The organism is Chryseobacterium sp. BLS98 (genome assembly GCF_001045445.1).
Classification (GTDB): Bacteria; Bacteroidota; Bacteroidia; order Flavobacteriales; family Weeksellaceae; genus Chryseobacterium.
Genome location: NZ_LFNF01000003.1, coordinates 355,198 through 368,508, shown reverse-complemented (window position 1 = coordinate 368,508; position 13,311 = coordinate 355,198). Strand labels below are relative to the sequence as shown.

Sequence of the window (13,311 nt, the reverse complement as noted above, 5' to 3'; positions counted from 1 at the left end):
ATTATACAAAAGCACACATCCTAATTCAAAATTTCAATTAAAAATAAAATTAACACAAAATCAACATTTAAATAAATTATTTAAATAAAAACAAACAAAACAAACATTATATAAAATAATAAAAATTAAAAAGTAATTATTTTTCATAATATAATTTTTCATATATTTATCAAAACAAATAATCACTCAACCATGAAAAAACTTTACTTTTTTGTGCTCTTTCTGGCACACTTATTCGTCACAGCCCAGATTGTCAACATTCCGGATCTACAATTTAAGGCCAAACTTCTTTCCGGAACGGCTATCAACCACATAACACAGGACCTTGCAGGCAACTGGATACCTATGGACCTTAATAACGATGGGGAAATACAGGTTTCTGAAGCTGCCAACATCAGGAATATTACGATCTACAGTTCAAATGGCAGCCCGTTCCAGATCTCCTCCATAGAAGGCGTAAAGTCTTTTACCAATCTGGAATACCTGGATGTATCCGACAGTCCCAGCCTTCTTTCCGTAGACATCAGCGGTATGCAAAAAGTAAAACTGGTAAGTTTTGAGAATAATATCAACATGTCTTCTGCCAATTTTACGGGATGTCCCCTTCTGGAAAACATTAATGTATCCAATTCCGCAATTGTCAACCTGGATATTTCCAACCTTCCCAAAATGAATATCCTTACCTGTAACGGAGGGAAGCTGCAAACGATCAACTATGCCGGAAGTACAACCATGAAATACCTTCTGTGCAGTGACAATGAAATTTCCAGTATTGATGTAAGTTCACTTGTGGATCTGTACAGCTTTAATATTACAGGAAATTTATTAACGAGCCTTGACGTAAGCAATCTGACAAAGCTTGAAACCCTGAACTGCCCAGCCAATCAGCTTACTTCGATCAACCTTCAGAATACTCCTAAATTAAAATACCTTGAAGCCAGCTTTAATAACCTTTCTACTTTAAATTTAAGCCAAAGTCCGGCCTTAAATTATCTGAGAATCATCAACAACCAGCTTAACAGCATCGATCTTTCTGCGGTCCCTTTACTGCAGACACTTTTCCTCAATAATAATCAGCTGACTTCTCTGGATATCAGCCATAACACGGTTCTGAACACGTTCAGTGCTCCCAACAATAATTTACAGAGCATATTGATGAAGAACGGCAGAATGACATCGGGTATCTATCAGAACAATCCCAATTTGCATTATATCTGCTGCGATGATCTGGAAATTAATAATATCATCAGCCAGAATACAACGTACGGCTATAATAATGTAGTGGTAAACTCATACTGCTCATTCACTCCCGGCGGAACTTTCTATACCATTCAGGGGAATACAAAATATGATCTTAATGGAAATGGCTGTGATCCGGCCGATCAGAATAAGGCATTTCAGAAATTTAATGTTACAGGAGGTGGAACTTCGGGAAGCATTGTAAGTAATAATTCAGGAAACTATTCTATTCCGGTGCTGGCAGGAGCTCATACCATCACTCCGGTTCTTGAAAACCCTGCTTACTTCAGCATTTCACCAGCCTCTTTCACGGCTAATTTCCCGACAATGGCAAGTCCGTTGACTCAGAATTTCTGTATCACAGCCAACGGATCCCACCCGGATCTTGAGGTTGTAATTATTCCATTGGATTCTGCAGTGCCGGGATTCAATTCAGACTATAAAATTGTTTACAAAAACAAAGGTACTACCATGCAGTCCGGAACTGTTGGATTCAGCTATAATGACAGTATTATGGATTTCGTAAGCTCTACCGTTACGCCTAATGCTCAATCTACCGGAAACCTTACCTGGAATTTTACGGGTCTCCTGCCTTTTGAAACAAGAGAAATTAAAGTTAAATTCGAGCTGAATACCCCAACCGATACTCCACCGGTAAATAATGGAGATGTTCTGAACTATACCGCACAGATCAACGGAGCTCCGGATGATACACCGACAGACAATACCTTTACCCTGAACCAGACCGTCGTGAACTCTCTGGATCCGAATGATAAAACCTGTCTTGAAGGAACAATGATCGCACAGACCCTGGTAGGAGATTATGTTCATTACCTGATCCGCTTTGAAAACCAGGGAACTGCTAATGCCAGAAATATTGTTGTGAAAGATGTAATTGACGCTTCAAAATTTGATATTTCTACTCTCACTCCTTTACACGCCAGCCACAGCTTTGTAACGAGAATGACCGGAAATACTGCTGAATTTATTTTTGAAAATATACAGCTCCCGTTTGACGATGCCAATAATGACGGATACATCTCCTTCAAGATCAAAACAAAATCTACTCTGAATATGGGAGATGCATTCAGCAATACGGCCAATATTTATTTTGATTATAATGCTCCGATCATTACCAACACTTACACCACTACGGTAAGGAATGTACTGGCAGTTTCTGAAACCAGAGCAGGCAAGGACAATGTGAGTATCTATCCGAATCCGGTACAGGATATTCTTTACATCAAATCCGGTGAGGAAATTATCAAAGCTGAAATTTATGATGCTTCCGGAAGAATTCTGAATAGCACAGGTATAAGAGCCAATACTGTAAATGTAGCCGACCTGGCTAAAGGAAACTATATCATCAGGCTGTTTACAAAAGACAAAACGATGATTCAAAAATTCATTAAAAAGTAAACTAATAACATGATCTATATCTGCAGGGCTGTGAAATTTTTTCGCAGCTCTGTTTTATGAGGCAAATCCGAACAGAGCAGACACTAGTATATATAATACAAAGAATAACAAAAGGCATCCAAAAAATGCGGTAACCATAAAAACAAAAATGTAGGTCCCATAGCTTCTAGCTGGAAACAAAATCCCAAGTACTAAGTTATGAACAGCTAAGAGAAAAAATGCACAGGCAATAAGTAAAATATTGGAAAATAAAAAGAAGATAAAGAAGTCTTTTATATCACGCACAAGATCATCTGAATCTGCAATGCTTAGAGATATGTCCGTTACAAGCAAAAGAGAAGAAAAAGAAAATAAAACATACAGCATTTTCTTTTTCCAATGATTACGATCTGGAAATAGGAAATAATACAAGTTTGCTATCACAAAAATCAGCACAATATAAATAAAGAATATTATCATGGCCTTATCAAACTAAAATTCTGGAACTATCAAACAAATATAAAATAGAAAAGCTAATAATCTCTCATTTGAGTAAAGGAAAGAAACTTTCCTAACAGATTAATGTACTGAATATACTTCTCCTTATTCTTTCATTTAAATATACCCAACCATGAATCTACCTTTTTTAGAATCTCAAATACCCGAGATGATTCATCCACAAATGGATGTAATTGTAGGCGATATAAAAGAATATTATAAAAACGAAATCTTCAATATATCAAGTGAAAACACAAGGCTGTATGGTGACCATATGTCAACCGGCGCCCTGTATTCATCATATATATATCCTTTGGGAGGCCTTGAGAAAGTGAAGGCTGTTAGCCGCTATTATTGCTATTGGGCTTTGATTGATGATGAGTTTTTTGATAATTCCGTTGACCTTGACAATATTACCCAAACCTTTGAAGGTTTTCAGGCCACCCTGAATGAAGCTCCTGAAATTGAAAAAACATTTGTTCCTATCCGCGAATTCTGTTCAAGAACCGACTGGACTACGGAAGTAAAAGATATATTCAGAAAGGAAATGAACAGGTATCTGGAAAGCGTACTGAAACTACGCACCATAGAAGTACAGATGAAAACAGTTTCCCTTGAAGAATATCTCTCATACAGAGCTTTCGATGTTGCTATGAACGTCATATTTTCCCTGACATGGTATACTCAGGATGATATGCCACCATCTTTGTATTATAGTGATGAATTTGAAAAAATCTTTGAGTATGGAGGCATTAGTATAGGGCTTTTGCTCGATTTGTATACATTAAAGTCCAAAAAGAAAGAGATCAGAAATTATGCACATTCTATTCGAATTATCCAAAGAGTTGAAAATTGCAAAGAGGAAGAAGCAATCAGTAAAGGAGTTCGTCTATTCTATGAATACAACGCTAAACTGAAAGAAGAGTTCAGCCGTTTAGAGGCAAAATATCCGATCGCAATACAATATTTCAGGTATATCCAATCTGGTTCGGTCAGATACTGCAATGAAAGCAGGGAGATCCGTTATAAGCAGGTTGATGATATCGATGAAAATTTAGTTAAAGGCCGGACTGTACTATAAATATCTCAAAGAAAAACAATAAAGAATTTTCTTTATGCTTCCGGCAGCCTGAAATAAAAAGTACTTCCCTGGTTCGGAGCACTTTTTACGCCTATTTCACCGTTTTGTTTTTCAATGAAGTTTTTAGAAATAGCAAGGCCGAGGCCGGTTCCGTTCTGCTGTTCCCCGGGAACCTGAAAATAGCGGTCGAAGATCTGGCGGTGGTATTTCTCATCGATCCCACTCCCGGTATCGGTAATGCTGAACTGGATCATTGAATCAAGCTTTTCTACCCTGATCTCAATATTTTCATCCTGGAAAGAATGTTTTACCGCATTGGTCAGGAAATTATTAATCACCCATACCGTCTTATCAAAATCTGCATTCACCCAAACATTCTCACCTACAAGGTATTCAATATTGATTGGAATATTTTTCTGCTCTGCCAGCTTTTCAACATTTTTTACGGCGGCCTGTACCATCTCTTTTGGTGAACATTTTTCAATGGTCAGCCTGATATTTCCGGTTTCCACCTGGGATAGGTTAAGAAGCTCTCCGGTAATATTCAGCAGTCTCTGACCATCATCATTGATGCTTTTCAGCAGTTCTTGCTGCTGGTCATTCAACGCTCCGAATTTTTGGTTACCGAGTAGCTGTACACCCATTTTTATAGCAGAAATAGGGGTTTTTAATTCATGTGAAATCGTAGCTATAAAATTGGTTTTAGCAAAATCCAGCTCTTTAAAAGGGGTAATATTCCTGAGGAGAATCACTTTCCCGATATATTTGGTTTCTTTTTCACCCGTTTTTACAATATTGATGGGAATAATATCCTGCTCAAAATAATTTTCCTTATTATCCCGGACAATTTTAATAGGTTCTTTCACCGGATGATCGATATTTTTAAGCAGTTCCCGCATAAGATCATTATTGACAGCTACCTCATGAGCGGTCTTGCCGATAATTTCTTCCTTACGCAGATTGGTGATCTTCAATGCCTCATCATTGATCATGTAGATAAAGTGATTTTCATCCAGCCCGATCACTGCATCATGCATATTATTCACCAGTGTTTCGATCCGTTTTTTATCCATCAGCTGTTTCGAAAGGCTGCTGCTTTCATATTCCTGAAGCTTTTCCGCCATGGTATTAAAAGAATCCGCAAGGCTGTTAAATTCCTCACTTCCTTTGAAATGTACCCTTTCGTTATAATTTTTAGCTGCAATCTGCCGGATACTGAATGTAAGCTGATTAATAGGCTCCGCAATGGTCTGAGGCAGGTTAAATAGAAGAATAAAGGCAATCAGGAAACATACGGTTCCCAGACTGACGATCCAGAAAGTAGCATTTTCAGCAGTAATGATGGCGATATCACTTTTCCTTTCAATCCCTTTCATATTCAGGGACATGATTTTAGCCAAATCTTCACGGATCAGTTTTTCCTTTTCCGGAGAAGGCTGTTTCAGATAGCTGCTGAAATGAAGATCCAGGCTTTGAGTGGCTTCTTTTTCGCCAAATTCAGTAAGGTTTTTCTCCTGAAGCTTATTGTTTTTCTGAAAATCCGAAACGGCAACCACACTGTCCGTGCTTATTTTATCTAAAGCAAGGAGCATATTTTTGGAAAATTCCAGGCTGTTGTAGTTGGCGGTAAGGATCTTTTCAGTATCGGATTTCAGTTTATTGATATAGACGGATCCGATCACTGACATAAGAACGATCAGTAAGAATAAAAGACCTACGCCTAAGGTAAGTTTTGTTTTAAGTTTCATTATTTTTAAGATAAAATAATAATATCTATCTGCTTTTCATTCAGTCTGTTCATCAGTGTATAAATCCAGCTGTAGCCTGAAATACGCTGCCAGAGCTTTGCGTGGGGCTTACCGATGCAGACTGTCGTGATATTATGGGCAATTACGTAATCCAGAATTCCTTTATGGACGCTGCTTTCTTTTACCCGGATCACTTTTGCCCCCAATTCCTGTGCTAAATTAAAATTATTAATCAGATATCGCTGCTTGTCAAGGGCTATTTTTTCAGGATTCTCTGATGGCTTCTGAACATATAAAACCGTCCACGGGCTATTGTAATAACTTGCCAGACGGGCTGTTTTCCGGATGATATTTTTAGCAATTTTTTCATTACTGCTGATGCATGCAAGGAATTTGATCGGTTTGAAGTTTTCCGTTTTTATTTCCGTTTCCACCTTTCTTTCGACATGGGCAGCTACCTCTTTCAAAGCAAGCTCCCGAAGCTGCAGGATGTGACCGCTCTGAAAAAAGTTGGTAAGTGCCGTTTGGATTTTTTCCTTTTTATAAATCTTTCCTTCCTTCAGTCGGGTTAAAAGTTCATCGGCGGTAAGGTCTATATTAACTACCTCATCGGCAAGACTCAGAATTTTATCAGGAACACGTTCAGCCACTTCTATTCCTGTAATATTTTTCACCTCTTCATTCAGGCTTTCGATATGCTGAATATTCATGGCACTGATAACATTGATCCCGTTATCCAGGATTTCCAGCACATCCTGCCATCTTTTTTTATTTTTCGAACCTTCTACGTTGGTATGAGCCAGTTCATCTACCAACACAACTTCAGGATGTTCATTAATGATAGTCTGGAGATCCATTTCTTCCAGGCTTTTGCCTTTATAGAAAACAGATCTTCTCGGTATTTCGGGGATTCCTTCCGTAAGAGCTACCGTTTCTTCCCGGCCGTGGGTTTCTATATATCCGATCTTTACGTCAATGCCGTTACGCAACAGGGACTGTGCCTCCTGAAGCATCCGGAAAGTTTTTCCTACGCCTGCACTCATTCCGATATAGATCTTGAATTTTCCTTTGCGGGACTTCTGGATCAATTCTAAAAAATGTTTTGCTGATGACATTGATTCTTCATTTAATTATTTTAAAACCACAAAAGTTTTTTTAACACGTAGAATGCATAAGTAAGTTACGATTATTGAGATCTTTTTTAAACCACCCCGTCAAAAATTCTTTGAATTTTCGCCACCCCTCCAAAGGAGGGGAATTTTGATCCGACGAATTTTTGTAGAATGATACCTCCGGTTTCTTAGAACTTAAGTGAAATTTTAACCTTAAACTTTAAATATTAAACTTCAAATAACTTAAGTGTTAAAAACTTTTGTGACTTTTGTGGTTAATTATATTTTATTTTTCACTCTTCATTTTTTTAAAACCAGGCGGCCAAGCTTGTTGTAATGAAGAAATTCCCTTGTTTCATCTCATCATTTTTCACAAAAATGGCATCTTTGGAAGTAAATCCTCTTGCTTCTGTACGGAATACTACATTCTTCAGAATGGCATAATCTACATTCAGGGAATACCCGAAGGTTTGGAAGCCATTGGGCGTTTTGGCACTGATGATCACTCCATTTTTATCATTATAATATTCCAGCCTTCCTGCCAGTGCCCATTTGCTGTCAAGCTGGTATTTCATTAAAAGGTTTGGAGTATACCAGATGTTATAGCTTCTGCTTCCTTTTTCTTTCTGCTCTGCCCCAATATCGAACCCAAGCAAAGCTGAAAATTGATCTGTCAGCTGAAAATTACCGTAAAGATCATGGAAATATCTCATCCTTTTTTCAGCTTTCGATTTGTCGTTTCCTATGAATGAGCTACTGTTCAGGGTAATTTTTTCTGTCGGCTTGTAGGTTACCTGGTGTCCAAAAGAAATAGTCTGGTTTCCTTCCGGTTTTGCAATACGCTGCCATCCGTTAAGGACCAGCCCGCTAAGAAACCATTTTCCGTTGTCTGAGGTATATGAAATTTTGGCTCCGGTCTCAAAATAAGGTGAGTTTTCAGCAGCAAGACTTCTTGTCAGGTTTACGTTATCTTTTCCAATGGCACTCTCCCAGCCGATATGGGAGGGCATAATTCCCGCATCGATCCATAAATTTTTAGTTTTTGAAATTCTCACTCCTACATTCGCTTCATTCACGTAACGTAATGCTTCCTGTTCCGCAGCCATATTGTCCTGTGCATAGGTTCCGGCCATTAAAGCAACATTGGCACGGAGATTCTCACTCTGATAATTTGCTTTTACCAATCCTAAATTCAGATTAAGCTCATTATGTCTGTTGTAAGAATATAAAAAATTCTGGCGGAGATGATTGGCAGGTTCATTAAAATCATAAGTGTAGAAGAGTTCTGCATAGGCAGAAAAAGTCACTTTATTTTCTGTTTTTAATGAATCTGATTGTGCTTTTGGGAAAAAGATCCCGAATAATATGGCACTGGTAATGATATATTTTTTCACGGTGATAGCTGGATTATTTTAATTGATCCAAAGCGATATTAAGCTTCAGTACATTTATTTTTGACGGACCTAAAAGTCCTAAAAAAGGTTTCTCTGTTTGATTTTTTACTAAATCTCTTAATTTTTCCTCAGAAATATTTCTTATCTGGGCTATTTTTTTTACCTGATACAAGGCTCCTTCTTCAGAAATATCAGGATCCAGGCCGCTTCCGCTCGCTGTAACCAATTCTACAGGAACTTTTGCATTCCCCATTCCCGGATGAGTCATTTTTAAGGTATCTATTCTTTTCTGTACGGTTTCCAGATATTCTTCATTGCTAGGTCCTTTATTGCTTCCACCACTTCCAGCTGCATTATAATTAACCGATGAAGGACGTCCATGGAAATATTTTTCTGATTTAAATTCCTGCCCGATATTGGCGTAGAATTTCTGTCCGTTTTGAGTAATGATCTCTGCATTTCCTTTTGTAGGCATTACTTTTGAACCCGCATACACGATAAGCAGATAAATTCCGGTGACAGCCAGCATTACCAGAGTAAGTCTGAATGCTGTAACAATATGATTTTTCATTTTTTAAAATTTTAATAGAATAAACTGATCAGTAAATCAATGATTTTGATGCCGATGAACGGAACAATAACACCGCCTAATCCATAAATTAAAAGGTTTCGTCTTAATAATGCACTGGCACCGATTGGCTTGTAAGCAACTCCTTTTAAAGCCAGCGGAATAAGGAATGGAATGATCACAGCATTGAAAATAACGGCTGATAATATAGCAGTTTCCGGACTGTGAAGATTCATAATATTCAACTTTTGAAGTGAAGGAATGAAAGTGATAAACAGTGCAGGAATAATGGCAAAATATTTAGCAACATCATTTGCAATACTGAAGGTTGTCAGGGTTCCGCGGGTCATCAGCAGCTGTTTTCCGATCTCTACAATCTCGATGAGTTTCGTAGGGTCGTTATCAAGATCCACCATATTTCCGGCTTCTTTTGCGGCCTGTGTTCCGCTGTTCATGGCTACACCTACATCGGCTTGGGCCAGAGCCGGAGCATCATTGGTACCGTCTCCCATCATAGCAACTAACTTTCCTTCCTGCTGTTCTTTTTTGATGTAGTTCATTTTGTCCTCAGGCTTAGCTTCGGCGATGAAATCATCCACGCCTGCTTTTTCTGCAATGAATTTTGCAGTCAGAGGATTATCTCCGGTTACCATTACCGTTTTTACCCCCATTTTTCTCAGTCTCTGGAAACGTTCCTGAATTCCTGTTTTAATGATATCCTGAAGCTCAATCACTCCCCAGACTTTTTCATTAACGCTTACCACAAGAGGAGTTCCTCCGTTTTCAGAAATTTTAGTAACGGCATCCTGGGTTTCTTTCGGGAAGATGTTCCCGGCTTTTTCAGTCAGTTTTTTTATCGTGTCATAAGCTCCTTTTCGGATTCTTGTATCTTCAAAATCGATTCCTGAGGTCCTTGTTTCTGCTGAGAAATCAATATAGACCGGATTCGGAACCAGAAGATCTTCTGATTTCAGCTGGCTTAATTCTATAATAGATTTTCCTTCCGGCGTTTCATCGGCTACTGAGCTTAATGCAGAAGCTTTAATAAAATCCGGCAGTCTGACTCCGTCCGCAGGGTGGAATTCCGTGGCTTTACGGTTTCCAATGGTTATGGTTCCTGTTTTATCAAGAAGCAACACATCAATATCTCCGGCAGTTTCTACTGCTTTACCGCTTTTGGTGATCACATTAGCTCTCAAAGCCCGGTCCATTCCGGCAATTCCGATTGCAGAAAGCAGACCTCCAATGGTTGTGGGAATCAAACAAACGAAAAGTGATATAAATGCCGCAATGGTAATGGGAGTCTGCGCATAGTCTGCAAAAGGTTTTAATGTAAGGGTAACAATAATAAAGGTCAGGGTAAATCCAGCCAGAAGTATGGTTAATGCAATTTCATTAGGTGTTTTCTGTCTGGATGCTCCTTCAACAAGGGCAATCATTTTATCTAAAAAAGATTCTCCGGGTTTGGTAGTCACTTTTACTTTTATCCTGTCCGAAAGTACTTTTGTCCCTCCGGTTACAGAGCTTTTATCTCCACCGGATTCACGGATCACGGGAGCACTCTCTCCGGTGATGGCAGATTCATCAATGGTAGCCAATCCTTCAATAATTTCTCCGTCCATAGGAATCTGATCTCCTGTTTCGCAAAGGAAAATATCCCCCAACTTCATGTCCGCAGACATTTTAAGGATAGTTTCTACCTGAAATCCTGGTTTGTTCTCCAAAATTACTTTAGCAGGAGTTTCTTCACGGGTTTTTCTGAGGGTATCTGCCTGAGCTTTTCCCCTGGCTTCTGCAATGGCTTCTGCAAAATTGGCAAACAGAACGGTAAAGAATAGTATGATGAATACAGTAAAGTTATAGGCAAAGCTTCCCTGTGAATGGTCACCTGTAAGACTGAAAAGACTTACGATAAACATGACTACAGTTCCGACTTCCACCAGGAACATTACAGGATTTTTAAACATAATTTTCGGATTCAGCTTGACGAAGGACTGCTTGATCGCTTCGTTCACCAAATCTCTTTGAAACAATGTCTGGGATTGATTTTTCATTTTTTTGAAAGGATTATATAATTGTCAATCAACAACAACCATTAAGAATTTGATTAAAACAGTAAGGAGTAGAAATGGATAATATTTTCAGGTGAATGTTTGATGAGACTGGTTTCCTGATATTTTAATCTTCCTAATGGCTGACTATTGATTTTAATTTTAAATATTATTTAGAGAAATACTGGATCTGTTCTGCAATAGGTCCTAATGTAAGGGCCGGGAAGAAAGACAGAGCTGCTATTAGAAGAATTACCGCCAGCGTCATAAAACCGAAAGTGGCTGTATCTGTTTTCAGGGTTCCCGAGCTTTCCGGAATGAATTTTTTCTGTGCTAATAATCCGGCAATTGCTATTGGTCCTATGATCGGAATAAATCTGGATAAGAGCAATACAATTCCTGTTGAGATATTCCACCAAGGGGTATTGTCACCAAGTCCTTCAAATCCGGAACCGTTGTTTGCTGAAGAAGAAGTGAACTCGTACAGCATTTCACTGAACCCGTGGAAACCGGGATTATTCAATGTTTTGGCACCGAATTCCGGCAAATAGGCCGTTAAAGCAGTTCCAACAAGTATTAAAAATGGATGGAACAAAGCCACAATCATGGCAATCTTCATCTCTTTGGCCTCGATCTTCTTACCCATGAATTCCGGTGTCCTTCCTACCATCAGACCACTGATGAATACAGCGAGAATGATAAATATGAAATAATTCAGAATTCCTACTCCACAGCCTCCGTAGAAACAGTTGATCATCATCGCCAGCAGCTCATTCATTCCTGAAAGTGGCATGGTACTGTCATGCATTGAATTCACGGAACCTGTTGAGATCACTGTCGTTGCGATACTCCAATATCCTGAAGATGCACTTCCGAAACGGATTTCTTTGCCTTCCATAGCTCCAAGACTGCTGTCAGTACCCATTTCTGTGATCAGAGGATTGCCATTTGTTTCATTGACAATATTCGGTACAGCAAGCGCCAGGAAACCAACCGTCATTACGGTAAAGATTACCCATGACAGCTTTCTCTTTTTCAGATAAAATCCTAAGGCGAAAACCAATGCAAACGGAATGATCATCTGAGTGACCATTTCGGTCATATTTGTTACATAGTTCGGATTCTCAAGCGGGTGTGCCGAGTTGGCTCCGAAGAAACCTCCTCCATTGGTTCCTAAATGCTTGATTGCCACAAAAGCTGCTACAGGACCTCTGGAAACATCAACTTTCTGTCCTTCCAGCATTGTGATATGGTCTTTCCCTTCAAAAGTCATCGGACTTCCATTAGCAGAAAGGATCAGAGCAACGAGGATACTGATCGGAACAAGTATTCTGACTACAGATTTAGTAAAGAAATCATAAAAATTCCCTAACTCTGTTGTTGTTTTATCTTTAAAAGCTTTGAAAAGAACAGCCATAGCCGCCATTCCGGTAGCTGCGGTTACAAACTGCAGGAACATCAGATAAAGCTGACTTAAATAACTTACTCCCGTTTCTCCCGAATAATGTTGAAGATTACAGTTAACCAAAAAGGAAATGGCTGTATTAAAAGCAAGATCCGGAGACATATTGGGATTTCCGTCAGGATTCAGCGGAAGCCACGACTGGTTCATCAGGATCAGGAATCCTATAATGAACCAAACTAGGTTGATCGTCAGCATGGCATACATATTCTGTTTCCAGGTCATCTGACGGGCCGGGTTGATTCCCGATATTTTATAAATTAATTTTTCAACAGGTTCAAAAACGGGGTCTAAAAAGGTCTTTTTGTACCCGTATACATTAGCAATATATTTTCCAAGAAATATTCCAATGACTAATGTGATCACAAACATGGCTATAACGCCTAAAATTTCTGTATTCATGACCGGTTAAAATTTTTCAGGTTTTATCAGAACATAGCAGATATACACAAAGGCCAGAACTGAAAGAAAAAATAAACTCCACATAGCTCTATATTTTATCAAAAAATTCAACGGATTTATAGAGAAGCCAGAACATCACTGCAAAAAGCAGGATTAAACCAATAAGCATCATATACAAATTATCAGGATTAAAAGAGTAAGAATTACATACGATACCATCAGCCGGCTGAAGACGGCGTGCTCACGTTTTTTGAACGTTTTTCTTGAAATTGTCATTTTTAAAATATTTTATTTGAAACCTATAGGCCAAAAGAAGGCCCACTCTGAAATAAAAATACTCAAAATACTAATAATCAAT

General features: G+C 38.6%; 8 protein-coding genes. 2 read left to right on the top strand and 6 right to left on the bottom strand.

The window, feature by feature from the left end; translation table 11 throughout:
• Positions 1-192 precede the first annotated feature (192 nt).
• Complete coding sequence (locus tag ACM40_RS12875; RefSeq protein WP_048503192.1) at positions 193-2,658, top strand: T9SS type A sorting domain-containing protein; 2,466 nt, start codon at positions 193-195, stop codon at positions 2,656-2,658.
• Positions 2,659-3,304: 646 nt separating this feature from the next.
• The gene (locus ACM40_RS12865; protein ID WP_228376180.1) at positions 3,305-4,216 is read left to right on the top strand and encodes a terpene synthase family protein; all 912 of its coding nucleotides are present in this window, start codon (positions 3,305-3,307) and stop codon (positions 4,214-4,216) included.
• Between the two features lie 32 nt (positions 4,217-4,248).
• Here ACM40_RS12865 and ACM40_RS12860 read toward each other — a convergent pair whose 3' ends face one another.
• The 6 genes from ACM40_RS12860 to kdpA all read right to left on the bottom strand — a co-directional run bounded on the left by ACM40_RS12860 (position 4,249) and on the right by kdpA (position 12,953).
• A complete protein-coding gene (locus ACM40_RS12860) occupies positions 4,249-5,964 on the bottom strand; it encodes an ATP-binding protein (protein WP_048503189.1) in 1,716 nt (571 codons plus the stop codon).
• A gap of 5 nt (positions 5,965-5,969) precedes the next feature.
• A complete protein-coding gene (locus ACM40_RS12855) occupies positions 5,970-7,079 on the bottom strand; it encodes a histidine kinase (RefSeq protein ID WP_048503188.1) in 1,110 nt (369 codons plus the stop codon).
• Positions 7,080-7,384: 305 nt separating this feature from the next.
• Positions 7,385-8,470, bottom strand: a complete 1,086-nt coding sequence (locus tag ACM40_RS12850; protein WP_048503187.1) for a porin — start codon at positions 8,468-8,470, stop codon at positions 7,385-7,387.
• 13 nt (positions 8,471-8,483) lie between these two features.
• Positions 8,484-9,041 (bottom strand): K(+)-transporting ATPase subunit C, encoded by a 558-nt coding sequence (gene kdpC / locus ACM40_RS12845; RefSeq protein WP_048503186.1) that lies wholly within the window; start codon positions 9,039-9,041, stop codon positions 8,484-8,486.
• 11 nt (positions 9,042-9,052) lie between these two features.
• Positions 9,053-11,092, bottom strand: a complete 2,040-nt coding sequence (gene kdpB, locus ACM40_RS12840; protein WP_048503185.1) for a potassium-transporting ATPase subunit KdpB — start codon at positions 11,090-11,092, stop codon at positions 9,053-9,055.
• 166 nt (positions 11,093-11,258) lie between these two features.
• A complete protein-coding gene (gene kdpA, locus ACM40_RS12835) occupies positions 11,259-12,953 on the bottom strand; it encodes a potassium-transporting ATPase subunit KdpA (RefSeq protein WP_048503184.1) in 1,695 nt (564 codons plus the stop codon).
• Between the last annotated feature and the right edge of the window lie 358 nt (positions 12,954-13,311).

Excerpts from the sequence above, each read along its gene's own strand:
- ACM40_RS12875 (WP_048503192.1), top strand. The coding sequence starts at position 193 with ATGAAAAAACTTTACTTTTTTGTGCTCTTTCTGGCACACTTATTCGTC.
- ACM40_RS12860 (WP_048503189.1), bottom strand. The coding sequence starts at position 5,964 with ATGAAACTTAAAACAAAACTTACCTTAGGCGTAGGTCTTTTATTCTTA.
- ACM40_RS12865 (WP_228376180.1), top strand. The coding sequence starts at position 3,305 with ATGATTCATCCACAAATGGATGTAATTGTAGGCGATATAAAAGAATAT.
- kdpA (WP_048503184.1), bottom strand. The coding sequence starts at position 12,953 with ATGAATACAGAAATTTTAGGCGTTATAGCCATGTTTGTGATCACATTA.
- kdpB (WP_048503185.1), bottom strand. The coding sequence starts at position 11,092 with ATGAAAAATCAATCCCAGACATTGTTTCAAAGAGATTTGGTGAACGAA.
- ACM40_RS12855 (WP_048503188.1), bottom strand. The coding sequence starts at position 7,079 with ATGTCATCAGCAAAACATTTTTTAGAATTGATCCAGAAGTCCCGCAAA.
- kdpC (WP_048503186.1), bottom strand. The coding sequence starts at position 9,041 with ATGAAAAATCATATTGTTACAGCATTCAGACTTACTCTGGTAATGCTG.